Here is a 23,553-nt window from a genome sequence, read left to right as displayed (position 1 = left end):
GGCAAGCAAGACGAAGTAGCAGTTCAAGGGGCTGTGGCGCAGCTGGTAGCGCACCACACTGGCAGTGTGGGGGTCAGGGGTTCGAGTCCCCTCAGCTCCACCCTTGAAAAAGGCCTGACCGGATTCCGGTCGGGCCTTTTCTGTTTCTCCCGGGTCCGGCGGCCCAGCGGGACAGGCCGAACGGCCCCTGCGGAACACCTGCCGCCGGCCGATGTGGAGGGCACAACGATCGCGCTGGTTGTGGCCGGAGGAGGCGACATCATGGTGCAGGCGACATCGCCCGCTCAGGGGTCCGGGCGGGACGGTTTCCGGGTGGGGGCCAGCCACGACGCCCCGGCACGGACGGCGGTTCCGGCGAGCCCGGGCGACACGCGGAAACTCCCGCCGATCGTCTGGGCCCGCGTGGATCGGCGCAAGATCCTTGTCGAGGACCTGGTCGGGACAGGGAAGTCCGTGGCGGTGGCGCTGCTCGGATTCGCCGTGCTGATCGCGGTGGGCGTGAGCGTCGCGCTGGTGGTGACCACCGTCCTCAACGCTCTCGGCCTCGACCCCTCGTCGCTGTACTGACCTCGGCGCGCCGGCGATGTGGCGTCCATGAGCAAGGATGGTCGCGTCGTGGTGATTGACGAACGGGGGCCAGGGTGGAGACTCAGCAGGTGGTCGAGGCCTTGTCGGAGCTGCCGGAGATCCGGGTCACGGTGCAGGCGGGGCGGGTCGGCGTCGTCGTGCCGGCCATCGACGACACCGTCTGGCTCGATGCCGGGGCGGTCTGGCGGCACCGGAACATCACGGCGCCGGACGGTGATCCCGCCGTGGAGTTCGTGCTGGAGGGGGAGCAGGGGATGCGGCCGCTGATCCTGACCCCCGGCGACGTCGTCTTCGCGCCGGTGGACACGGGGGTCGTGCTCGACTCCACGATCGCGGTCCGGATCGCGGACGCGCCGTCCTTGGTGGCCTACAGCGAGATGGAGCGCACGGCCGAGCAGGTGGCCCGGGCCTGCGCGCAGGACGGGCCGATCGAGCTGGACGGCCTGGCGGCGGGCCTTCTTCTCGTACGCTGCCAGATCGTCGCCGCCGTCCGCGCCGGTCTGTGGCCGGTGCGCAGCGCGGCGTGGTGGCAGCGTGGCTGGACGGCGCTCGGTGGCGACCTGCCCCTGCCGCCGTTCCGCCCGGACCCGATGTGGGAGGGTCTGATGCGCGAGACGATGGTTTAGGCCGCGGCCTGCCGGTGGCCCAGCTGCCAGGCGAAACGGTACTGGTTGGTCAGGGTGGGGTGGGCGGTGCTCCAGTCGTACTGGCGCACGCCGCCGGAGACGCGTGACTCGATGCGGGTGGGGAGGGCGCGGTCGCCGGCCCAGGTCACCTCGTGGGCGGTCAGGCGGACGCCGAGGCGCTCGGGGAAGCGGATCGACACCGACAGGTGCTCGGTGGGCCAGCGGATCTCGCGCTCGAACCAGTCGCCCCACTTCGTGCAGGGCACCCGGTACCGCGTCTCGATCATGGCGGACTCGCCGGGATAGAGCGGGGTGAGCATGCCGTGCGGTTCGAAGCGGACATGCAATTTCTTGTACGAGTCCCGGTCGCGGACCAGGTCCCAGCGGGTGGGTTCGCCGTTGAACGCGGCCCGGAAGTCGAGTTCGTCCAGAGTGACCGGGTTGTCCCGGTAGAAGAGCCGGGAGCGCCGGGCGTCGGCCGGGTAGACGTCGACCTCGATGTGCACCGGGAACCTGGTGACCGGCTGCTCCGAGCCGTTGTGGATCTCCCGCTGGATGGCGATCAGGTAGAAGCCGTCGTCGTGGCGGGACAGCTCGGCCCGTTCGTGGCGGACCACCAGGCCCGGTGAGATGCCGGGCAGGGACCGGCGGCCGTCGGGCACCTCGGCCGCGGGGTCGCCGGCCAGGAAGGCGGACACCAGGCTGCCCTCGGCGTGCAGGACCGTGTCGGCCCGGACGGCGAACTCGTAGGTCGGGCGGTGGCGGCCGCTCTCCATGTGGCTGACGTAGGACGGGTCGAAGCCGATCAGCTTGGCCAGTTGCTTCTTGTTGAGGCCGTGCGCCTCGCGAAGTCGGGTCAGCGTCTCAGGAAACGTCATCCGGGTCACCTCAAGGCGGGGCCTCAAGTATCCAGGGACGACAGTCGATGACGCAAAGTAAGATTTCCGTCACGCAGTGGAGCGCATGTGGGGGTGCGCGGAGATAGGTGGCCCGCGCCGCTACGGGGGGAACGGCGCGGACCGTGCGTAACGATATCGATGGTTTCGGGGGAATGCGAGAGGTTGGCGCGGATACATAGGAATCGCACAGGGGTCGATCCCGTTCAGGACGCGAGTGCCCCCAGCTGCCGGCGCCCGATGACCTCCTGCAACGTGGCGAGAACGGCCTTCGGCGACAGCGGCTTGGTGACGTAGCCGTCCGCGCCCGCGACCAGCCCGGCGTCCACGTCGTAGGCGTGGCCGTTGCCGGAGACCATCAGGATCGCCATGTCGCGGGTCGCCGGGGTCAGCCGGGCGAGCTGGCACAGCTCCATGCCGTTCATGGCCGGCATCCGGACGTCGGTGATCATGCCGATCGGCTTCGCCACGGTGAGGATCCGGGCGGCGGTGTTGCCGTCCTTGGCGCCGAGCGCGCGGTAACCGGCCGCCTCCAGGGTGACGGTGAGCATGTCGCGGACGTCGTTGTCGTCATCGGCGATCAGGATCAGGTTCTGGTTCATCGGGGGTTCCCTCCTCGTGGACGTCCTGACGATCGGCGGCGGCCCGGTGTTCATCAGTGCCGTGCGGTTGCTGTCCGGTTGCGCCGAAAGACGGGAGAAGCCCCTGCTCCGGGGAGCAAGGGCTTCTTCCGGGGTACGGGTCACGAGCTGACGGACGTCGTCTTGGTCGAGGTGATGAACGCCTTCAGCGCCAGGGACAGCGACCAGCCGGTCTCGCCGGGGGTGAGCCGGGCGGACTCGATGAGGACGGCCCGGGGCTGGACGGTCTGCAGGTGCTTGAGGAAGCGGGTGATGTTCTCCACCTTGCCCTCGACGTTGAGGCTGATCGGCAGCTCGTTGACGGTGGGCGCCGCCTTGGAGAGCTGCGGCGCCGAGGCGCTGTAGCCGCTCACCTCGACGTCGTACGTGCCGCCGAGGGTCTGCAACTGCTTGAGGAACTCGGGGATCTTGTTGGTCGTGGTGCCGTACGGCAGCGCCTTCTGCGCCGTGAGCAGGTCGGCCTTGTAGGTGGCGACCTTCTTCAGGTCCTCGTTGAGTTCGGCCAGCTTCTTGCGTTCGGTGACGAGCTGGACCTCGGTGTCGGCGGTGTCGGAGAGGACCGCGTCGCGGGCGGTGTACTGCGGCTTGATCACCAGGAACCAGCTGCCCAGCACCAGCATGATCACCAGGGTGAGCCCGCCGAAGAGCCAGAGCTGGTCGATGCGGCGTGCGTTCATCATTTGCCTCCGCTCGGGCAGTCCTTGGCGAAGCGACCGCAGTACGCCTTGTCGGTGATCGTGACGGACAGGGTGAACGAGACACCCTTGGTACCGGCGCTGACGTTGGTCACGCTGGTCACGAACGGGTTGGTGAGGTCCTCCAGGTCACCCAGCTCGTTGACGAAGTCGGCGACGACCTTCTTGTTCTCGGCCACCCCGGAGATCGTCAGCATGCCGATCGCGTGTTCGTCGATGATCGTGGCGCCGCTGTCCGCATCGCTCAGGGAGGCGCTGAAGTCGCTGAGGGACACCTTGGTGGCGTCGGCGCGGTCCCCGACCAGGTTGATCAGGTTGGTCCAGGAGAGATCCTCGGCGAGGACCGTGGTCAACTCGGCGTTCAGTGCCTTGCCGCCGGTCTGGTACTGGACCAGGGCGGTGAGCTTCTCGGTCTTCTGCTCGTCCCGGACCTTGCTCAGCGTCTGGAAGGTCTCGTTGTAGTCCTGGTCGGCGGTCTCTTTGGCGACCGTGGCCTGCCAGTACCAGCCGCCGAGGACGGCCAGCGTGGCGACCAGCAGGAAGATGATCAGGGAGCGGGTCCGGGTGGCCCGCCGGCTGTCCCGGATCTCCGGGGGCAGCAGGTCGGCGCGGATGGTGAGGATCCGGGCGGCCTGCTGCGGCGACACCGAGGGGTCCACGGGCATCAGGGCGGTGGTGGTCATCAGGCCGCTCCGAGGGTGAGACCGATCGACACCGCGGCCGACGGCACGAAACTGTCGAACCCGCGTTCCCGGGCCTTGCGGGTGTCGCGGAGGCGGGCGGCGTTGTCGGCGTACATCACCGCGACGCCGAGCTGCTCCTGCAGGTGCTCGGCGAGGCCGGGCATCAGCGCGCTGCCGCCGCACAGCGAGATCCGGGTGACCTGCTTCTGCCGCTCGCCGGACGCCAGGTAGGTGAACGAGCTGCGCAGCTCGCTGGCGAGCGGGCGGACCGCGTCGATCAGGGCCGCCACGGTGTCCGGGTTGCCGTCGCCGTGCAGGCCGTACCGGCACTTGAGGGCTTCCGCCTCGATCGGCGGCAGGCCCAGCCGGGTGGCGATGTTCTCGGTGATCTCGGTGCCACCGCGGGGGAGGGTACGCACGAACAGCGGCTCGCCGTCCGCGTGCACCACCACGCTGGTGATGTTGGCGCCGATGTCGACTATCGCCTCGACCTGGGCGTCCAGCCGGGAGGCGGCGCGCAGCAGGGCGAACGAGGCCAGGTCGACGCCGGCGACCTTCAGACCGGCCTTCTCGACGGCCTGGACCAGGGTGAGGACCGCGTCCTTGGGCATGGCGATCAGCAGGCCGCGGACGGTCGGGCTGTCACCGGGCTGCTCGAGCGGGTAGAAGTCCAGCAGCGAGCGCTCGACCGCGAGCGGGAGCTGCTCCTTGACCTGGAACGGCAGGGCCTGGCGCATCTGGCCGGCCGGCAGGTTGGCGATCGACGTCTCGCGGACCACCAGCTGCGGGTTGGTGACGGCCAGGTTGACCCGCTTGGTGCCGAACTTGCTGGCCGCCCAGAGCTGCTTGAGGGCGGCGGTGACGGCGCCCGGGTTCTGCACCACGCCGGCCACCACGGTGCCCGCCTCGAGCGGGAACTGGCCGAAGTTGATCAGCGTGTAGTCGTCCTTGCTGCGGCGAACCTCGACCGCCCGGATGGAGGACGAGCCGATGTCGAGCCCGATCGGCGGTGAGCCAGCCATCGGTTTCCTTCCTCTACGAGTGTGCCCGCACAGGCGGGATCCGCCTGTTCTGATCGGTCGTTGCCTTCGGCGCTTAAGAAGCGGGAAGTAGCAGATTGGTGTACCAGTCGGCGAGCGGCGCCGCGGCGAAGACCGCCAGGAAGGCGCCGGCCAGCATGTACGGGCCGAACGGGATCCGGCTCCGGCGGCTCGCCAGCTTCGTGGCCAGCAGCACGCCGCCGACCAGGCCGCCGAGCAGGAAGCCGGCGAAGGCGCCGACCGCGACCGCGCTCCAGCCGAGCCAGCCGAGGTAGAAGCCGAGCAGCGGGGCCAGTTTCACGTCACCGCCGCCCATGCCCCAGAGGGCGAGCACGCGGTAGAGGACGTAGAGGACGACGGCGGCGAGGAGACCGCGGAGCAGGTCGGCCGGGTCGCCGGCGGTCAGGGAGACTGGGACGAGCAGGGCGGCCGCCACGCCGTACGACGGAAGCACGATCTTGTTGGGGAGCCGCATCACGTCGAGGTCGATCATCGCCAGGGCGATCGCGATCGCGGCCAGGTAGAGGTACGCCGGCAGCTCCCAGGACCAGCCGAAACGGGCGGCGACGGCGGTGAAGAGCACCGCGGTGCCGGCCTCGACCAGGGGGTAGCGGGCGCTGATCCGGGTGCCGCAGTCGGCGCACCGGCCGCGCAGCATCAGCCAGCCGAACACCGGGACGTTGTGCCGGGCCCGGACCGGGTGGCCGCATTCGGGACAGTGCGAGCCGGGGCTGACCAGCGACTCGCCGCGGGGCACCCGGTGGATCACGACGTTCAGGAACGAGCCCACCGCGAGCCCGAGGAGGGCCACGATGCCGAACAGCAGAGCCTGGGGCACGGTGGGATCCTCCGGAGGACTCGCGGGAGACGGACCGGGTGGCGCCGTAGCGCCACCCGGCGTTCAGTGCGTCAGGGGGTGGTGGGGTTGCAGGAGGCGAGCACCAGGGCGCCGGAAGCCGCCTTGACCGAGCCGCCGGCCAGGCTGTTGTACAGGTACCACTTGCCGCTGCCGCCGGTGTTGTTCGCGCAGATCTTGTACGAGATCGGGTCGGTGCCGCTGGCCGGGACCAGCACGTACGAGAGCTGGGTCTTGTCCGACAGGGTGATGGTGGCCGCCGTGCCGCCGGCCGTCGCCGGGAGGACCAGGGTCTGGTTGGCGGTGGTGCCGTCGTTGGTCTTGTTGGCGCTGGGCGTCGGGTAGGAGTTGCCGTTGCTGGTGTAGTACTGCTCGACCGCGCTGATCGCGCCGCGGACGTCCGACTGGGCCGACTTGTCGGCGGCGCCCTGACGGTAGTTCAGGTACACCGGCACGGCGATCGCGACCAGGACGCCGATGATGACGACCACGACCAGGAGCTCGATCAGGGTGAAGCCCTCGTCGTTCTTCTTGCCGGCGCGGAGTCGGGCGATGATGTCCTGCATACGCATTCGGGTTGCCTCCGTGGGCATAAGGGTGGTGCGGGGATGGGTGGTTCGGGCTCGGGCGCCCGGGGTGGTGCTACGGCCGTCGGGAGTCGGCCGGGGAGTCAGCGGCGCGTCGTTGCGAGTCGCGTCAGCCCTGGATGTTCTGGCCGATGGTGAACATCGGCAGGTAAAGGCAGATGACCATGCCGCCGACCACGGTGCCCATGACGACGACCATGATCGGTTCGATCGAGGCGGTCAGTGACTCGGCCGCGGTGTCCACTTCTCTGTCGTAGAAGTCGGCAACCTTGTCGAGCATCTGACTGATCTGACCGCTCTCTTCGCCGACCTCGATCATCTGGGTGACCATGGTCGGGAAGATCGGGTGGTGGCGGAGCGCCGAGGACATCGGGTTGCCGTCCCGGACCGTCGCCTGGACGTCCTTCATGGCGGCGTTGATGATCTCGTTGCCGGTGGTCTCGCCGACGACGGCGAGCGCCTGCATGACCGGAACACCGACGTTCAGGAGCAGGCCGAGGTTGCGGGAGAACCGGCTCATGGCCAGTTTGCGCAGCAGCGGGCCGAAGACCGGCGTGCGCATCTTGAGCTGGTCGACCTTGAGCCGGAAGTTAGCGCTCGCCCGGTGCTGGCGTTTGTAGAGGATGGTGCCGGTGACGGCGATACCGAGCGTCAGCGGCCCCAGCCAGCCCATGTTGTGGCTGGCCGTGACCAGGAACTGGGTGGGGGCCGGCAGTTCGCCACCCAGACTTTTGAACATCCCCTCGAAGATCGGGACGATGTAGATGAGAACGCCGGCGATCATGACGAAGGTGAAGCCCAGCACGATCGCCGGATAGGTCAGCGCTGCCTTGATCTTGCCGCGGAGCGCGGTGTCCTTCTCCAGGCTCTCGGCCACCTGCTCGAGTGCCTGGTCGATCATGCCGCCGGTCTCGCCGGCCCGGATCATGGCGATCATCAGGCGCGGGAAGACCCGGTCGTGCTTGGCCATCGACGCCGACAGCCCGGCGCCGCCGGCCACGTCGGTACGGACCTCGGCGATCGCCTTCTTCAACGGCGGCGACGTGGTCTGTTCCTCGAGGATCGACAGCGACCGCAGCAGCGACATGCCGGACGCGGTCATCGTGGCGAACTGCCGTGCGACGACGGCGAGATCCTTCAGCTTGACCTTGTTGCCCAGCCCGGGGATCTTGATGTCGCGCTGCAGGCCCTTGCCGGACTCGATGACGCCGAGCGGCACCGCGCCCTGGGTGCGCAGCATGTGGGTGGCGGCGGCCTCGTTGGGGGCCTCGATGGTCCCCTTGGTCTTCTTGCCGGTGGCGTCGAGCGCCTCGTAGTGGAAGGTCTTGGTGGTCGCCATCGGATCACGCCCGGCCCACGAGGCGCTTGAGCTCCTCGGCGGAGTGGCAGATCTCCAGCGCCGTCGCCATGTCGACCTTGCCGTCCCGGATCTTCTCGGCCAGGTGCTGGTCGAAGGCGAGCATGCCCTCGCTGCCGCCGGCCTGCATGAAGGACGGGATCTGGTGGGTCTTGCCCTCCCGGATGAGGCTGCGGATGGCCGGGGTACAGGTGAGGATCTCGCAGATCACCGCACGCCCCTTTCCGTCGGCGGTCGGCGCGAGCGCCTGGGTGATCACGCCCTGCAGGCTGGCGGCCAGCTGGGCACGGATCTGCAGCTGCTGGTGCGGGGGGAAGATGTCGATGACCCGGTCGATGGTCTGGGTGGCGCTCTGCGTGTGCAGGGTCGCCATCACCAGGTGGCCGGTCTCGGCCGCGGTCAGCGCCGTCGCCGTGGTCTCCAGGTCGCGCAGCTCGCCGACCAGGATGATGTCCGGGTCCTGCCGCAGCGCGTGCTTGAGCGCCGAGGCGAAGTTCTCGGTGTCCGAGCCGACCTCACGCTGGTTCACCACGCAGCGCTTGTGCGGGTGAAGGAACTCGATCGGGTCCTCGATGGTGATGATGTGGTCGGCGCGGCTGCGGTTGGCCAGGTCGAGCAGGGACGCGAGGGTGGTGGTCTTGCCGGACCCGGTCGGGCCGGTCACCAGCACCAGGCCGCGGGGCAGGTGGGCGAAACGGCCCACCGACTCCGGCATGCCCAGCTCGTCCAGCGGCTTGATCTTGTGCGGGATGGACCGGAACACCGCTCCGCACGAGGTGCGCTGCCGGTAGAGGTTCCCGCGGAACCGGGAGACGCCGACGATGCTGTGCGCGAAGTCCATCTCCTGCTCGACCAGGAACGTCTGCCACTGGGCGGGGGTGACGGCCGCGCGGGCCAGCAGCTCGGTGTCGGCGGTGTTCAGCTTGCCGTAACCGGGGACCGGCCGCAGCGCGCCGTGCACCCGCATCATCGGCGGGGAGCCGACCGTCAGGTGCAGGTCGGAGCCGCCCGACTCGACCAGGGTGACCAACAGGTGGTCGAGCACGTCCAGGTCGTCCGCGGAACCGGCGGAGCCCGCCTCGCGTACGTCGTGCTGGAGCGTGTCCATCTGCTCTCCCGGCTTCGTTCGGTGTTTCTCTCCGACGCTTGTTGATTCGGCACCGCGGGGAACGGGTTTAGTAGCGGAAGCGGTGCGCTGGTAGCCGTACCGTTGCGATCTCAGACAGCGATCCGGGAGACCTCCCGCAGCGAGGTGAGCCCGCCGGCGGCCTTGGCCAGGCCGTCGGCGCGCAGGTCGTACATCCCCTGGGCGAGGGCCACCTCGCGGATCTCGCCGGCCGAGGCCCGCTTGATCGTCAGCGTCTCGATCTCCGGGCTGATCGGCATCACCTCGTGCACCGCGATCCGGCCCTTGTATCCGGTGTTCGCGCAGTTGCGGCAGCCCACCGGCTTGTAGAGGACGTCCGGGAAGGGCAGGTCCTGCAGCGGCCAGTTGGCGCCCAGGACCTCCTCCTCGGTCGGGTGGTACGGCTCCTTGCACCAGTCGCAGATCCGCCGGGCCAGCCGCTGGGCGAGCACGCAGTCCAGCGACGAGCCGACCAGGAACGGCTCGATCCCCATCTCGGTGAGCCGGGTGACGGCGCCCGGGGCGTCGTTGGTGTGCAGCGTGGAGAGCAGGAGGTGACCGGTGAGGGCGGCCTCCACGGCGATCTGCGCGGTGTTGCCGTCCCGGATCTCGCCGATCAGCACCACGTCCGGGTCGGTCCGCAGGATCGCCGGCAGCACCGCCGCGAAGGTGAGCCCGGCCTTCGCGTTGACCTGCACCTGGTTGATGCCGCGCAGCCGGTACTCGACCGGGTCCTCGACGGTGATCACGTTGACCTCCGGCCGGCTGATCTTGCCGAGGGTGGCGTACAGCGTGGTCGACTTGCCGGAGCCGGTCGGGCCGGTCACCAGCACCATCCCGTGCGGCTTGCTGAACGAGGCGCTGAACCGGCGCAGGTTGTGCTCGGTGAACCCGAGTTTGGCCAGGTCCAGGTCGATGCCGCCGGTGTCCAGGACGCGGAGCACGATCTTCTCGCCCCAGACCGTGGGCAGGGTGGCGGTCCGCAGGTCGACCGTACGGTCCCGGATCATGGCGGTGATCCGGCCGTTCTGCGGGACCCGCTTCTCGGTGATGTCGACCCCGGACATGATCTTGATGCGGGAGATCAGCGCCGCCATCACACCCCGCGGCACCAGGTCCACCTCGTGCAGCACGCCGTCGATCCGGTACCGCACCCGCATGTCGTCCTCGGTCGGCTCCAGGTGCAGGTCGGAGGCGCGGTTCATGACGGCCTGCTCGATCAGGCTGTTCACGTACCGGACGATCGGGGCGTCGTCGGCGCTGGTCGCCTGCGCAGACATGCCCGCCTGCTCGTCCGCCGACTCGTCGGCCAGATCGGCCAGGTCTGCGCCCTCACGCTGCAGCCGTTCGATGATCCGGCGGACCTCACCACGGGCCACCACCACCGGCCGGATCGTCATGCCGGTCGCCGCGCGCACGTCGTCCAGCGCCACCACGTCGGCCGGGTCGGTCACCCCGACCACCAGCTCGTCGCCGTTGATGGCCAGGCCGAGGACCCGGTGCCGGAGCACCACCGGCAGCGGGATCCGTTTCAGGGCGGTCGGATCGGGGGTGAAACCGACCAGGTCCAGCGTGTTGAACCCGAACGCGGCAGCGGCCGCCTGGGTGAGCTGCTCCTCGGTGACGACCTGGTCGTTGATCAGGACGGCCCGGATCGACCGGCCACTGCGCTGCGCCTCCGCGGCGGCCCGGTCGACCGCGTCCGCGTCCACGCCGATCTGTTTGAGGGCGTCGAGCAGCGGGCGGAAGGTCTGGTCCATGTAATCCTCAGCCGGGGGCGGAAAAGAGATCTCAGTGATCCATCGGACGAATCCGCCCCGAACTGAGTGTGTGTGGTTCGGCCGCCCACGGCGCCCGAACTACACACGCCGGAACGTGCGGCGGTAGGCGGTCGGCGCCACCCCGAGGGTCGCGTGCATGTGCTGGCGCAGGGCGGTCGCGCTGCCCAGCCCCGCCCGCCGGGCCACCGCCTCCACCGCGAGGTCGGTCGATTCGAGCAGGATCCGGGCATGCTCGACGCGCTGCCGCAGCAGCCACTGCCGGGGACTGAGCCCGGTCTCGTCCCGGAAGTGCCGGGTGAACGTCCGCACGCTCATCCGGGCGTGCCCGGCCATCTCCTCCAGGGTGACCGGCTCGGCCAGCCGGTCGAGCACCCACGCCCGGGTCGGCTCGGTGCCGGTCCCGGCGGCCGTCGGGACCGGGCGCTCGATGTACTGCGCCTGGCCGCCGTCCCGCCACGGTGGCACCACACAGCGGCGGGCCGCCCGGTTGGCCACCGCGGCGCCGTGATCGGTGCGGATGATGTGCAGGCAGAGGTCGATCCCCGCGCCCACCCCGGCCGAGGTGAGGATGTCGCCGTCGTCGACGAACAGCACGTCGAAGTCCCACTTGACCGCGGGGTAGAGGCCGCCGATCCGGCGGGCCCAGGCCCAGTGGGTGGCGGCGGGTCTCCCGTCCAGCAATCCGGCGGCCGCCAGCACCGAGGCGGCCGTGCAGATGGAAACGATCCGGACATTCCGCCGATGTGCGGAGATCAAGGCATCACGCACCTCGGCCGGCAGGGTGCCGTCGGTGACCGGCCCGCCCGCATGGATGCCGGGCACGATCACGGTGTCGGCGTGCTCGAGAGCCTCCAGGCCGTGTGCGGGGACGACGGTGAAGCCGGCCTCGGTGGTCGCCGGCCCGGGGCCGCAGACAAGCAGTTCATAAAGTGATCTGTCCGCATCGTCCCGGGCGGACTTGAAGACCTGTGCGGGCACCCCCAGGTCGAAGGGGACCACGCCATCCAGGACGAGCACCGCGATCACATGCGCCATGGCCTGATTCTTGCGCACGATGGCCTCCCGGCCACTCGTCCGAAAGCAGCTGACAACGAAGGATCAGAGGCGTGAAACGCATGCATCCCGCCTGGCTCGTGGCCGCGGTCGCCTTCATCGCCCTGCTCGGCGCCGCGGGGTTCCGGGCCACCCCGTCCGTCATGCTCCAGCCGCTGCACGACGAGTTCGGCTGGTCGCTCGGCACCATCTCCGCCGCCGTCTCGGTGAACCTGCTGCTCTACGGCCTGACCGCGCCGTTCGCCGCGGCTCTGATGGGGAAGTTCGGGATCCGCCGGGTCGCGATGGGCGCGCTGCTGCTGGTCTCGGCCGGTTCCGGGCTCACCCTGTGGATGACGCAGAGCTGGCAGCTCGTGCTCTGCTGGGGTGTGCTGGTCGGGCTCGGCACCGGCTCGCTCGCGCTCGGGTTCGTGGCGACCATCACCGGCCGCTGGTTCGTCAGGCATCGCGGCCTGGTCACCGGGGTGCTGACGGCGGCCGGGGCGACCGGCAACCTGATCTTCCTGCCGGTGCTGTCCCGGATCGTGGAGTCGGACGGCTGGCGGACCGCGGCGCTCACGGTGTCGGTGGCCGCGCTGGCCGTCGTACCCCTGATCGCCTGGCGCCTCCGCGACCATCCGGCGGACCTGAACGTGCCCGCCCTCGGCGCCACGGAGATCGAAGTGCGGGCGTCGCCGGCCGGAGGGGCCGCCGGAAACGCGCTGCGGGCGCTGCGGGACGCTGCCCGGACCCGGGCGTTCTGGCTGCTCGCGGGTGGGTTCGCGATCTGCGGGGCGACGACGAACGGGCTGGTCGGCACGCACTTCATCCCGGCCGCGCACGACCACGGGATGCCGCAGACGACCGCGGCGACCCTGCTCGCGCTGGTCGGCGTCTTCGACGTGGTCGGCACCATCGCCTCCGGCTGGCTGACCGACCGGGTGGACAGCCGGATCCTGCTCGGCGCCTATTACGCGCTGCGCGGGCTGTCGCTGCTGGTGCTGCCGTCGCTGTTCGCGGCGACCGCGCACCCCAGCATGCTGATCTTCATCCTGTTCTACGGGCTGGACTGGGTGGCCACCGTGCCGCCGACCGTGACGTTGTGCCGGGAGTACTTCGGCGCGGCCGGCCCGATCGTCTTCGGCTGGGTCTTCGCCTCGCACCAGTTCGGCGCGGCGGCCGCGGCGACCGCCGCGGGCCTGGTCCGCGATCAATTCGGCAACTACAACCTGGCCTGGTACGTGGCCGGCGGGCTGGCGATCCTCGGCGCGATCCTCAGCCTGATGCTGTACGCCGGAAAGCGCCTGCCCGTGCTGGAGGACGTACGCGCTACGGCGTGACCGGGACGACCTCCAGGAGACCGCTCAGCACCAGCACCTGCCGCACCTGATCGGACGGGTGCGCGAGCTGGAACGCTATCCCCTGGTCACGGGCGCGCTGGAAGCCGGAGATCAGCGCGCCCAGCCCGGTCGAGTCGATGAACGACACCCCCGCCATGTTCACCACGATGCGCCGGGGCCGGGCGGCGACGGCCTCGCCCAGCGCCACCCGAACCTGCTCGACGGTGAGGATGTCGATCTCCCCGTCCAGTTCCAGAGTGGTCGTGCCGCTCTCGTCCGTCACCGGGCCTCCTTTTCTGTGGCCATCGTTCCACGTACGGTAATCGGCATGCCGATCCGTGGTGGTCTCCCGCCGCGCAACCCGCGCTTCGCCGGCCGAGAGGACCTGCTCGCGCGGGTACGCGACATGCTCGGCAACGGCCCGGTGGTGCTGCTGCCGAGTCCGGAGCATCAACTCGGCGGCACCGGGCGCACCCAGCTCGCGGTGGAGTACGCCCACCGTCATGCCGCATCGTACGACCTGATCTGGTGGATACCCGCCGAACAGACCGCCGGAACCCGTGCGGCGCTCGCGGGTCTCGCCCAGCGGCTCGGTCTGCCCGAGACCCGCGATCTCAACCGGACACTCGGCGCGGTCCGTGACGCGCTGAGCCGCGGCGAGCCGTTCCGCAACTGGCTGGTCGTCTTCGAGAACGCGAACCGTCCCGAGGACATCACCCCGTACCTGCCGTCCGGCGCCGGGCACGTGCTGGTCACCAGCCGGAACCCGCGCTGGACCGCGGAGATCGCGCAGTCGCTGCCGGTGCCGGTCTTCGACCGGGCGGACAGTGTGGACCTGCTGCGCGCCCGGGCGCCCGAGCTGTCCACCGGCGACGCCGAGCGGCTCGCCGAGCGGCTCGGCGACGTGCCGATGGCCCTCGACCTGGCCGCCGCGGTCCGTGACGCCACCGGCCGCCCGGTCGCAGGCTATCTGGAGGACTTCGAGCGCCGCTCCGCCGAGCTGGCCTTCCCGACCCCGGTCCGGGTGGCGTGGGGTCTGGCCGCCGAGGCGCTCGGCGCCGACGCGCCGGCCGACCGGGTGCTGCTGGAGCTGTGCACGTTCCTGGCCAGCGCCCCGATCTCGTGGCGGCTGCTGTGGGCGGCCCGCACCCTGCCGCTGGACGCGGAGCTGGCCCGGACCGTCCGGGTGGAACGCCGGCTGCGCGCCGCGATGCGCCGGATCGGGCGGTACGGCCTGGCCGAGCTGGACCCGGCCGGCGAGCGGCTCACCGTGCACCCGCTGATCCGGGGCATGTTCGGTCAGGAGCTCAGCTCGGAACGGCACGCGGAGCTGCTGCGCACGGTCCGCGGCATGCTGGCCGCCGCCGACCCGGGCGACCCCGACGACCCCGCCGGCTGGTACCGGTACACCGAGCTCGCCCCGCACCTGATCCACTCCGACCTGCTCGGCGGCGACGCCGAGGAGGTCCGGCAGCTGGTGATCAACTGCATCCGGTTCCACTTCGCCCGCGGTGACTACGACTCCAGCCGCGACCTGGCGGGCTCGGCCGTGGCCCGCTGGCGCGACGCCCTCGGCGAGTCCGCCGAGCAGACCCTGCTGGCCTCGTTCCACCTGGCCAACGCGTTGCGGGCGGTCGGCCGCAGCGCCGACGCGCGCAGCCTCAACCTGCAGACCCTGCGCACCCAGCGGGAGGTGGTCGGCGCCGACGACGAGGCGACCCTGGCCACCGCCAACAGCGTCGGTGGCGACCTGCGGATGCAGGGCCACTTCGGGCAGGCCCGCCAGCTCGACGCCGACAACCTGGTGCGTTACCGGCGTCTCTTCGGCGACAGCTACCCCACCGCGCTGCGCTGCGCCAACAACCTCGCCGCCGACCTGCGCCTGCTCGGCGACTTCCGGGGCGCGCGGACCCTCGACGAGCAGGTGCTCCGGCACCGGCAGGCGATCTTCGTGGACGGGCATCCGGAGATCGTGGCGTCCCGCGCCGAGCTCGGGTTCGACCTCTTCGGGCTCGGCGACTACGCCGGGGCGGCCGAGGTGCTGGCCGCCTGCCCCCGCGACGACGACCACCCGTTCGCGCTGTGGGCCGGGCGGTGCGCCGCGATGGTGGCCCGCCGGCGTGGCGACCCGGCGGCCCGGGCCCTGGCCGAGGCCAACCTGGCCACCTACCGGCAGCGGTTCGGTGACCTGAGCGTCGACACCCTGGCCGCGGCGGTGTCGGCGGCCAACTGCGCCCGCGCCGACGGCGACCTCGACGACGCCCACGAGCTGCTGGAACGCGCCGTCATCCGGTACCACGCGGTGCTCGGCGACGAGCACCCGTTCACCCTCGCCGCGTCGGCCGGGCTGGCCGGGGTGGTGCGGGCCTCCGGCCGGGTCACCGAGGCGCGGACCATCGACCAGGAGGTGCTCAGCGGGCTGCGGCGCAGCGTCGGATCGGACCACCCGTTCACGCTGAGCTGCGCGAACGGGCTCGCCGCCGATCTCGCCGCGGCCGGTGAGACCCAGCAGGCCCGGGAGCTGGCCGCCGACACGCTGCGCCGGTCCCACGCGGTCCGCGGCGCCGACCATCCGGACACCGCCGCCTGCGCCTGGAACCTGGCGCTCACCGGCGGCGACGACACCGCCCGTCAGCAGGCGCTCGAGGCGCTGGTGAAAGCGTTCGGCGACGACCACCCGGTGTTCCGGGTGACCGCCGCCGAACAGCGTCTGGAGACAGAGGTGGATCTGCCGCCGCTCTAGGGCAGGACCTGCGCCGACTGCTTGTTCAGCAGTTCGGTCACGTCGACCGCCGGCATCGGCCGGGCGAAGTGGTAACCCTGCGCCCGGGAACAGGCCAGCTCCTTGAGCCGCTCCGCCTGCCCCTCGTCCTCGACGCCCTCGGCCACCGGCGACAGGTTGAAAGTGCGCGCGATGTGCAGCACCGCCTCGGCCACCGACGCGCCACCGGTCTCCGGCATCGCCTGCACGAACGAGCGGTCGATCTTGACCACGTCCACCGGCAGGGTGCTGAGGTGGCTGAGCGAGGAGAAACCGGTGCCGAAGTCGTCCAGGGCGATCCGTACGCCCAGGTCCTTCAGCGCGCTCAGCACCCGGGCCGACTCGACCAGGTCGGTGAGCGCCACCGACTCGGTCAGCTCCAGCACCAGGTCCTGCGGCGGCAGCCCGGTCCGGGCCAGCACCTCCCGTACCTCGTCCACGAGGCGCGGGTTGCTCAGCTGCGAGGCCGACAGGTTGACGTTCATCTCGAAGCCGGGGAACCGGTCCTGCCAGGTCAGCGCCTGCCGGCAGGCCTCCTCCAGGACCCAGCCGCCGAGCTTGGGCACCTGGCCCAGCTGCTCGGCCAGCTCCAGGAACAGCGCCGGCGGGACCAGGCCCTTCTCCGGGTGACGCCAGCGGACCAGCGCCTCCACACCGACGGTGATGCCGCCCTGGTTCAGGTCGACGATCGGCTGGTAGTGCACCTCGAACTCGCCGGCCTCCAGGCCGCGCAGCAGATCCTGCTCGGCGAGACGGCGCTGCTCGGCCTTCGCGAACAGGACCGGGTCGAACCGGCGGGCGACCCCGCCACCGTCCCGCTTGGCCCGGATCAGCGCCTGGTCGGCGCGCTTGAGGACAGCGTCCAGCCCGTCGCCGCCGTCGGTGATCGCCACCCCGGCGCTGGCCCGCATGTTCAGCGTCATCCCGCCCACCTGCAGCGGGCGGTGCAGTTCGGTCAGCACCCGCTCGGCCACCGCGACCGCGGCCTGCTCGTCCTCCAGGCCGGGCAGCAGCACCACGAACTCGTCGCCGTCGAGACGGGCGACGGTGTCGTTGGCCCGGACGTTCACCGACAGCCGGTCGGCCGCGGCCCGCAGCAGGTCGTCGCCGGCCGCGTGCCCGAGGACGTCGTTGACGTCCTTCAGCCCGTCCAGGTCGACCACGATCACCGCGGTCCTGGTCCGGGACGGCTCGGCGAGGACCTCCTCGGCGTACTCGACGAACATCCGCCGGTTGCCGAGCCCGGTCAGCGGGTCCCGGAACGCCTGCTGCGCGAGCAGGGTCTGCTGCCGGTTCCGGTCCGGGTCGATCCGGTTGCCGAGGAACTGCCGTAGCAGGCCGGCCGCCCCGATCAGCAGCACCAGCCACAGCGCGGCCGGCGCCAGATCGCCGTTCAGGTGCCGGATGGCGACCACGAGCAGCGCCGCGCCCACCGTCACCAGCCGTAGCGGGCCACGACGGGTGTCCAGCAGCACCACCGCCAAACCCAGACACAGTGCCGCCAGCAGGGGCATGATGCGGCCGGTCAGCCCTCCGAGCTGTCCCGGATCAGCCACCGGCCAAGCGAGCAGTACCAGCGACGCGAGCGTCACGGTGTCGTCGACGACGACCCGTACCCGGTCCCAGAGAGCGTTGCGGCCCACGATCCACCTCCGGCGAGTCAGATCGGTCCCGGCGGGTCGTGGTTGAGTTATCCGGCCGCTCTCTTACCCGCGCTCTTGCGAGAGCCAGGCCGCCAGCGCGCTCACCGGCGCCCGGGGGACGGCGCGGGCCACGGCCCGGAGGATCTCCGGTCGCTGTCGCGGCGCCGGGTGCGGGGAGACGAGAGCGAGGCCACCCCAGTTGCGAGCTTTCTGGTACGCCGCAAGCGCGGTCCCGTGGTCCCCCCGCACGGTCGCGGCATCCGGCCCGTCACCTGCCGTCGTCCCGTGCAGCGCCGCCCGGATCAGCGGCAGCCGGGGGCTGCTCTCCAGCACCCGGCCATCGCCCGGCACCAGGACCGGGGTGACCTCCGGCGGTTCCGAGCCGGCATGCCAGGCCGCCGCCAGCCGGGCCGTGTCCGCCTCGCTCACGGTGAGGTTGCGCAGCCGCCAGCGGGCCCGGTGGTCGGCGTTCGCCAGGTCCGCCAGGCGCTGGATCTCCGGCTCGACCGGCTCGCCCAGCCACGGCGTCACCTCGTCCCGCAGCGCCGTCACGAACCTCGTCCCGGCCGCGGTCAGCTCGCCGCCGGCGAGCAGCCCGTCCGCCGCCGCCGCCACCGCGCCACGCCAGCGGGCGAACTCGAAGGCCGCCGCGGCCCCCGGCTCGCCCCGGCGGAACCGGGTCACGGCGAGATAGGCGTACGCCCCGTGCAGCACCCCGAACGCCGGCCGCGGATCGTCGCGCCACGGCGAGTAACCCGGCGGGCCGCCCGGCTCGACCAGCGGGAACAGCAGATGGGTGGCGTTCAGGACGCTGTGATGGGTCTCGTGCAACAGCCCCACGGCCAGCGCGCCCGGGGTGGCCGGCGCGGACAGCGCGACCGCGCCGAACGCCTCCGCCGAGGTGGCGCTGATGCCCTCGGCGGCCGGATCCGGCAGCACCGGGACGATCACCCGCAGCACGGCGGCCAGCACCTCGGCGGCCGGGCGGTGCCGGCCGACGAGCAGCTCCCACGCCTGTTCCAGCAGCTCGCGCCAGTGCGCGGCCTGCTCGTCGGGCAGCGGGGGAGCGGGGGTGAGCCCGAGGCGCGACCGGATCGGGTCGGTGTCCTCCAGCCGGACCGTCAGCGACAGGCCGTCGCGGGTCACGGTCAGGACGTGCCGGCTGTGCGGGCCCGGCTCGGGCGGGCCCGACCGCAGCGCGTGCGCGGCCCACAGCGCGGTCATCGGGTCGGTGACCCAGCGTGTCGCCTCTTCCGGGGAGGCGGCCAGCTGGACGGCGTACCACGCAGGGGTGTCGGAAACCCGGCGGCGCAACTCCCGTAAGAGAAGCAGTGACCGGCTGTGCTCGGCGCGGCGCAACGCGCCGAGGGTGTCCCCGCCGGGCCGACCGGCGCCCAGCGTGGCGAAGGCGGTGTCGCCGAGCCGGAAGGGCTGTACGGTCATCTCCGTCACAGCGCGGAGTTGAAGCCGGCGATCGGTTCGCCGGGCGCGGCGTCACCGGTGATCCGGCGCACGGCGCGGAGCAGGGCCGAGCCGTCCTGCTCGACGAGATCCGGGAGAGAGACGGCGGAGAGGTCGATCATCGCGGAGCGCCATTCCTCGGGCTCGTCGCCGTCCGGGCCTGCGTGCACCGCTACCTCCTCGGGTCCGCTCGTACCCATCGATTCGTTGCCTGAAGGTTACGGCGGTCGTCGGGTCGGGTGACCACCGGGAGTCACCAAAGCGGGTGCTCGCGGGGTTTGCGCAGGCGTGATCTCATGGGACTTCATCACGGCAAGTCGGTAACGGAGGACGAAACGTGCTGGATGGTGAGCGGACGGTCGCTGACGGCGAGGACACGCAGTCGGTCGACATCGAGGAGCCGGTGATGCCGGCGCCGGAGTTCCCGACTTTCAACCACACTCCGACGCTGCCGCACCAGTCGCCGGGCAACGGGTTCGAGAGCGGGCGCGACAGCCGTGCCCGGTGAGACCGGGGCGTCTCTGCCGCGCCGGGGCCCGGCCCCGCCGGTGGACCGGATGGACAACGCCGAGCTGGCCCGCATGATCGAGTCGGAACACCCCTATCGGGGGAAGGCTCTGTTCGAGCTCTGCGACCGGGTCGCGCTGGACGGCGACGCGGCGACCAAGGTGGCGATGCTGTCGCGGCTCACGTCGCTGCGGCAGGCGCGGCTCTTCGACCGGGTGTCGCTGGCGTGGCAGGCGATCATCGCGCTGCTGGCGGCGGGAACGTCACACGCGCGGCAGGAGGCGTACGCGGCGTTCGGCGCGCTGGACCCCGCGGAGCAGCGCGACATGCTGGATTATCTGGAGGTCAAGACGATCGAGGAGGCCCGGCCACGGATCTCGTGAGCGGGCCTCCGGTGGTGTCGTCAGGCTTCGATCAGGACGTCTCTGCGGAACGCGACCCGGTCGCGGACCGCGGAGGCGTCCGGTTTCGGGTCGGGGTAGAACCAGGCGGCGTCCGGGGCGGTGTGCCCGTCCGCCCGGAGCGAGTAGTAGGACGCCTTGCCCTTCCAGGGGCAGACGGTGTGCGTCTCCGAGGGGACGAGCACGTCGCCACGGACGCTGGCGAGGGGGAAGTAGTGGTTGCCCTCGAGCACCACCGTGTCTTCGCTCTCCGCGATCACTTCGTCGTTCCAGATGGCCTTCGGCATGCCCCGAACGTAGCGCGTGGGCGGGTTTGTGTCTGATATGTGCGATTTATTCACCTCTCGTGGGTGAATTGCCGCAGCTCGCTTGAAGATCTAAAGTCGATTTCCTATGTCACAGAGCAGCAGGCTGGACCAGTTGCGCGGCTCCGGGCGGGCCAAGCGCCACAACGCGCGGACCATCGCCGCGCTCACCGGCAACCCCGGCTGCAACCGCCGGGCCGTCCTCGACGCCGCCGGCATCGACAAGACCGGGCTCGCCGACCGCATCGGATTCCCCGGCAGCTTCGGGCAGTCCCGGTTCGCGCTGTCCCGCGGCAACGCCTTCGAGGCCATGCTCAAGGCCGACGGCTGCGCCCTGCTGCGCGAGGTCCTCGACGTCCAGGACGACCTCGACTACGCCGACCTCGGCGAGGACAGCGACGGCACTCTCGGCGACCGGTCCGCCCGGACCGCCGACCTGCTCGCCGGGGCACAGGCCGCCCTCATCGACCACCCGCTGCTCACCCTCGACGTCGCCGGCCAGACCGTCTACCTCGAACCCGACCTCATCGCGTACGCCCACCACGGCCGCCTCCAGGTCGTCGAGATCAAATCCTTCGCGATCATCGACGACCAGGCGGAGAGCGCCAAGGTGTCCGCCGCCGCCGTGCAGGCCGCCGTCTACGTGCTCGCGCTGCGCGCCCTCCTCACCCGCCTCGGCCACGACCCGTCCCTGGTCAGCCACGAGGTCGTGCTGGTCTGCCCACGCAACTTCAGCCTCCAGCCCGTCGCCGTCGTCCTCGACGTCCGCAAACAGCTCTCCACCCTGCGGCGGCAGCTGTCCCGGCTCGCCTCCGTCACCACCCTCGTCGAGGCGCTGCCCGCCGGGCTCAGCTTCGACCTCGCCCTCGAACCGGCGGACCTGATCGGCGCGCTCGGCCACATCGACGCCCGGTACGCCCCCGAATGCCTGTCCACCTGCGAACTCTCCGTCTACTGCCGCAGCGAGGCGGCGGGGAGCACGGGCGCGCTCGGACGGACCGTCCGGGAGGCGCTCGGCGGCATCGAGACGGTCCACGAGGTGCTGGCGCTGGCCGAAGGACGCGCGACGCCCTCGGAAGAACAGACCGAGGCCGCGGCGGTGCTCCAGGCGGCGTTGCGGTTGCGGTCCGAGGCCCTTTCTTGAGCACTTTGACCGCGCTGGCACGGGCGCAGGCCGTCGTGGCGGGCCGGGCACAACCCGTCGCCACCGTCCGCCACCTGCACGTCCACGACCATCCGATGGTGCTGATCCCGCTGGCCATGGCCGGGGAGGCCAACGCGCCGCTGGCCGCCATGGTGGGCACCGACCCGGCCCGGCCGCGGCTGCTCACGGTGGCGCAGCCGCGGAACCGGGACGACCGGTTCGCCTTCGCCGCGGACCTGGCCGGCCTGCTCGTCCCGTACCTCGACTCCTTCGCCACCGACACCGAGGACGTGCCGATCGACCGGGGCAAGGACGTTCGGCAGCGGTACGTCGACGCGCCGCAGCTCTGGGTGCCGAACCCGGGCGGCGTCGACTTCCTGCGGCTCTTCGGCCGGTCCACCCGCTTCCTCAAGATCGACGGCGAGCATCCGGTGCCGCCCGCGGTCCCGCTGCTCGGCCGCTGGCTGACGTTCTTCGCCAACAGCGCCGAGGTCCCCGGATCGTCGCTGCTGGTCAACGCGGTACAGGCGCTCGGGCTGCACTGGGTGACCGGGCAGAGCGGCGCCGAGGACGCCCAGTTCGCCGTCCAGCTCGCCTGGATCGAATCCGGTTCCGCGGCGGCCCGCGAAGCCGAGAACGGCCCGGTCGCCGGCCCCGCCACCGACCCCGACTTCGACAACCGGGTCCTCGCCCCCCTGATCGAACGCTCCGACCCGGACCTGCCGCGGGTGCTGCACGATCTGCTGCTGCCGACGTGGGAGCGGATGTGGCGTACCCTCGCTCTGCTCCGCCGCCTCCCCACCGGCGACCGGGTGCCGCTGCGCTGGGACACCGACCGGGACGCGTTCACCGCCTTCACCCAGAACCTCGCCGACGGCGGCCCACCCCAGCCCCGCCGGGACGGCGCGGTCGCCGCCGCGGCCCGCCTGCAACGGCTGGAGAACGCGGCCGCCCGGTACGCCGTCCAGCGCGCCTTCGACGACCCGCTGGTCCTGGCCGAATACCGGCTGTCCGGCGCCGCCTTCGCCGGCGCCGTCACCCTCGCCAACCCGGACCGCGTCGACGACAGCGGCAAACGCCCGGTCCTCCGCCCACGGATCATGGTCCACACCACCGAGCCGGTCCGCGTCGAACCCGGAACCTCCCTGACCTCCCCGTCCCGGCCATCCCAGAAGGCCCGGGTGATCTCGATCAACCCAGCCGGCGACGGCCACGACGTCCTGCTGGAGCTGTCGGGCGGAATGGGCCGCAGACTCGTCGCCGAGCCGGGCAGCGTCCCCACCGTGGGCGAACACCTGATCCTGACAACTCTCAGCGAGGCGTACCGCCCCGGCGGCAGCCTCCCCGACCCAGCGGAAACCCCCTGGACGCACGGCGGCCCACCGACCTACGACCCGCCGCCGGACCCCGCCCTTTCGCCGGACCCCGCCCCTTCGGCGGACCCCGCCCCTTCGGCGGACCCCGCCCCTTCGGCGGACCCCACCCCTTCGGCGGACCCCGCCCTTTCGGCGGACCCTGGATCATCTGCGGCTCTCGGTCCGGGCGAAGTCCCCATGCCGTCCATGGATGCCGCCGCGGTCGTTGACGGGCCGGCTGGTGACGTGAACTCGGCTTCAGCGGTTCCCCCGGCCGCGATCATCGATCCGGCGCTCGCCGGCGATCTCGCCGGAGCCCCAGATCCCCTCGCCGACATCGAGCCGGCATTCGCCGCCGATCACCGTTCCGCCCGGGCCTGAGCCAGGAGCACGCCCTACCGATCTTGTGCCCTTGGCATCGGAGCATGCGCGGCTGATCTTGAGGCCTTGGCGCCGGAGCCGGGTGCACAAGCGTCGGGATATCGCCCATCCTTGTGCGTCCGGCTCCGGAAATCCGGTGCCTCTCAATCAAGATCGCCGAAGTTGTCGATCTTGAGCGAGAGGGATCGGTGTGAATCGCACAAGATCGGAGCCGACTTGCGCCTTCCGTTTGACCTCCTACTCTTCCGCGGGAAGCGCCCAGCGGAACGCCCGCATCAAGCGTTCAACGGATCGCCTGTGTCAAGCGTCCGGCGGGCTGGCCACGTCAAGCGTCCGGCGGGTCGCCT

Annotated in this window: 23 protein-coding genes, 1 tRNA gene and 1 pseudogene; 9 read left to right on the top strand and 16 right to left on the bottom strand. The window is 71.2% G+C overall.

What is annotated here, in order from left to right; genetic code table 11:
* The first annotated feature begins 27 nt into the window (after positions 1-27).
* From ACZ3II_RS07900 to ACZ3II_RS07890, 3 genes are all read left to right on the top strand, one after another.
* A tRNA-Ala gene (locus tag ACZ3II_RS07900) sits at positions 28-100 on the top strand.
* 161 nt (positions 101-261) lie between these two features.
* Positions 262-567: a hypothetical protein gene (locus ACZ3II_RS07895; protein WP_465516863.1), complete on the top strand. Its 306-nt coding sequence runs from the start codon at positions 262-264 to the stop codon at positions 565-567.
* A 74-nt stretch (positions 568-641) separates the two neighbouring features.
* A complete protein-coding gene (locus tag ACZ3II_RS07890; protein WP_465516862.1) occupies positions 642-1,214 on the top strand; it encodes a hypothetical protein in 573 nt (190 codons plus the stop codon).
* On the opposite strand, the gene ACZ3II_RS07885 is transcribed toward ACZ3II_RS07890, so the two are convergent.
* From ACZ3II_RS07885 to ACZ3II_RS07835, 11 genes are all read right to left on the bottom strand, one after another.
* Complete coding sequence (locus ACZ3II_RS07885; RefSeq protein ID WP_465516861.1) at positions 1,211-2,092, bottom strand: helix-turn-helix domain-containing protein; 882 nt, start codon at positions 2,090-2,092, stop codon at positions 1,211-1,213. The two genes, ACZ3II_RS07890 and ACZ3II_RS07885, sit on opposite strands and share 4 nt — an antisense overlap.
* A 224-nt stretch (positions 2,093-2,316) precedes the next feature.
* Complete coding sequence (locus ACZ3II_RS07880) at positions 2,317-2,712, bottom strand: response regulator transcription factor (protein ID WP_465516860.1); 396 nt, start codon at positions 2,710-2,712, stop codon at positions 2,317-2,319.
* Positions 2,713-2,852: 140 nt separating this feature from the next.
* On the bottom strand, positions 2,853-3,428 hold the full coding sequence (gene pilO / locus ACZ3II_RS07875) for a type 4a pilus biogenesis protein PilO (RefSeq protein WP_465516859.1): 576 nt from the start codon (positions 3,426-3,428) through the stop codon (positions 2,853-2,855).
* Positions 3,428-4,129 carry a PilN domain-containing protein gene (locus ACZ3II_RS07870; RefSeq protein ID WP_465516858.1) on the bottom strand — a complete coding sequence of 234 codons (702 nt, stop codon included), beginning with the start codon at positions 4,127-4,129 and terminating at the stop codon, positions 3,428-3,430. The genes pilO and ACZ3II_RS07870 overlap by 1 nt, the downstream gene beginning before the upstream one ends.
* The gene (gene pilM / locus ACZ3II_RS07865; RefSeq protein ID WP_465516857.1) at positions 4,129-5,151 is read right to left on the bottom strand and encodes a type IV pilus assembly protein PilM; all 1,023 of its coding nucleotides are present in this window, start codon (positions 5,149-5,151) and stop codon (positions 4,129-4,131) included. Before pilM ends, ACZ3II_RS07870 begins: the two co-directional genes overlap by 1 nt.
* Positions 5,152-5,224: 73 nt before the next feature.
* Positions 5,225-6,007, bottom strand: coding sequence for a prepilin peptidase (locus tag ACZ3II_RS07860; RefSeq protein ID WP_465516856.1), 783 nt, complete (start codon positions 6,005-6,007; stop codon positions 5,225-5,227).
* Positions 6,008-6,078: 71 nt separating this feature from the next.
* Positions 6,079-6,597 (bottom strand): type II secretion system protein, encoded by a 519-nt coding sequence (locus ACZ3II_RS07855; protein WP_465516855.1) that lies wholly within the window; start codon positions 6,595-6,597, stop codon positions 6,079-6,081.
* A 124-nt stretch (positions 6,598-6,721) separates the two neighbouring features.
* Positions 6,722-7,951 (bottom strand): type II secretion system F family protein, encoded by a 1,230-nt coding sequence (locus ACZ3II_RS07850; RefSeq protein ID WP_465516854.1) that lies wholly within the window; start codon positions 7,949-7,951, stop codon positions 6,722-6,724.
* A 4-nt stretch (positions 7,952-7,955) separates the two neighbouring features.
* Positions 7,956-9,077 carry a type IV pilus twitching motility protein PilT gene (locus tag ACZ3II_RS07845; protein WP_465516853.1) on the bottom strand — a complete coding sequence of 374 codons (1,122 nt, stop codon included), beginning with the start codon at positions 9,075-9,077 and terminating at the stop codon, positions 7,956-7,958.
* Between the two features lie 110 nt (positions 9,078-9,187).
* Positions 9,188-10,855 (bottom strand): GspE/PulE family protein, encoded by a 1,668-nt coding sequence (locus ACZ3II_RS07840; RefSeq protein WP_465516852.1) that lies wholly within the window; start codon positions 10,853-10,855, stop codon positions 9,188-9,190.
* A gap of 99 nt (positions 10,856-10,954) precedes the next feature.
* Entirely contained in the window at positions 10,955-11,929 is a 975-nt protein-coding gene (locus ACZ3II_RS07835) for a GlxA family transcriptional regulator (protein ID WP_465516851.1), read from the bottom strand.
* 62 nt (positions 11,930-11,991) lie between these two features.
* Here ACZ3II_RS07835 and ACZ3II_RS07830 point away from each other — a divergent pair, with 62 nt between their 5' ends.
* Complete coding sequence (locus ACZ3II_RS07830) at positions 11,992-13,248, top strand: MFS transporter (protein ID WP_465517247.1); 1,257 nt, start codon at positions 11,992-11,994, stop codon at positions 13,246-13,248.
* Here the strand turns inward: ACZ3II_RS07830 and ACZ3II_RS07825 are convergent.
* Complete coding sequence (locus ACZ3II_RS07825) at positions 13,238-13,531, bottom strand: STAS domain-containing protein (RefSeq protein ID WP_465516850.1); 294 nt, start codon at positions 13,529-13,531, stop codon at positions 13,238-13,240. The genes ACZ3II_RS07830 and ACZ3II_RS07825 overlap by 11 nt on opposite strands.
* A gap of 45 nt (positions 13,532-13,576) precedes the next feature.
* Here ACZ3II_RS07825 and fxsT point away from each other — a divergent pair, with 45 nt between their 5' ends.
* On the top strand, positions 13,577-15,991 hold the full coding sequence (gene fxsT / locus ACZ3II_RS07820) for an FxSxx-COOH system tetratricopeptide repeat protein (protein WP_465516849.1): 2,415 nt from the start codon (positions 13,577-13,579) through the stop codon (positions 15,989-15,991).
* On the opposite strand, the gene ACZ3II_RS07815 is transcribed toward fxsT, so the two are convergent.
* The 3 genes from ACZ3II_RS07815 to fxsA all read right to left on the bottom strand — a co-directional run bounded on the left by ACZ3II_RS07815 (position 15,988) and on the right by fxsA (position 19,283).
* Complete coding sequence (locus ACZ3II_RS07815) at positions 15,988-17,652, bottom strand: putative bifunctional diguanylate cyclase/phosphodiesterase (RefSeq protein WP_465516848.1); 1,665 nt, start codon at positions 17,650-17,652, stop codon at positions 15,988-15,990. The genes fxsT and ACZ3II_RS07815 overlap by 4 nt on opposite strands.
* A 63-nt stretch (positions 17,653-17,715) precedes the next feature.
* The gene (locus ACZ3II_RS07810; protein ID WP_465516847.1) at positions 17,716-19,095 is read right to left on the bottom strand and encodes an aKG-HExxH-type peptide beta-hydroxylase; all 1,380 of its coding nucleotides are present in this window, start codon (positions 19,093-19,095) and stop codon (positions 17,716-17,718) included.
* Positions 19,096-19,100: 5 nt separating this feature from the next.
* A complete protein-coding gene (gene fxsA, locus ACZ3II_RS07805; protein WP_465516846.1) occupies positions 19,101-19,283 on the bottom strand; it encodes an FxSxx-COOH cyclophane-containing RiPP peptide in 183 nt (60 codons plus the stop codon).
* Between the two features lie 167 nt (positions 19,284-19,450).
* On the opposite strand from fxsA, the gene ACZ3II_RS07800 reads away from it, so the two are divergent.
* Together ACZ3II_RS07800 and ACZ3II_RS07795 are read left to right on the top strand one after the other, a co-directional pair.
* Positions 19,451-19,621, top strand: a complete 171-nt coding sequence (locus ACZ3II_RS07800) for a hypothetical protein (RefSeq protein ID WP_465516845.1) — start codon at positions 19,451-19,453, stop codon at positions 19,619-19,621.
* A 49-nt stretch (positions 19,622-19,670) separates the two neighbouring features.
* A complete protein-coding gene (locus tag ACZ3II_RS07795; RefSeq protein ID WP_465516844.1) occupies positions 19,671-20,003 on the top strand; it encodes a hypothetical protein in 333 nt (110 codons plus the stop codon).
* A 20-nt stretch (positions 20,004-20,023) separates the two neighbouring features.
* Here the strand turns inward: ACZ3II_RS07795 and ACZ3II_RS07790 are convergent, their stop codons facing one another.
* A complete protein-coding gene (locus ACZ3II_RS07790; RefSeq protein WP_465516843.1) occupies positions 20,024-20,308 on the bottom strand; it encodes a DUF427 domain-containing protein in 285 nt (94 codons plus the stop codon).
* Between the two features lie 106 nt (positions 20,309-20,414).
* On the opposite strand from ACZ3II_RS07790, the gene ACZ3II_RS07785 reads away from it, so the two are divergent.
* Together ACZ3II_RS07785 and ACZ3II_RS07780 are read left to right on the top strand one after the other, a co-directional pair.
* Positions 20,415-21,470, top strand: a complete 1,056-nt coding sequence (locus tag ACZ3II_RS07785) for a hypothetical protein (RefSeq protein ID WP_465516842.1) — start codon at positions 20,415-20,417, stop codon at positions 21,468-21,470.
* Positions 21,467-22,870: pseudogene (locus ACZ3II_RS07780) on the top strand (hypothetical protein); the annotation flags it as partial. The gene ACZ3II_RS07785 and the pseudogene ACZ3II_RS07780, both read left to right, overlap by 4 nt.
* Between the last annotated feature and the right edge of the window lie 683 nt (positions 22,871-23,553).

The organism is Actinoplanes sp. NPDC019969 (assembly GCF_055562375.1).
This window is presented reverse-complemented; position numbering and strand designations above follow the sequence as displayed.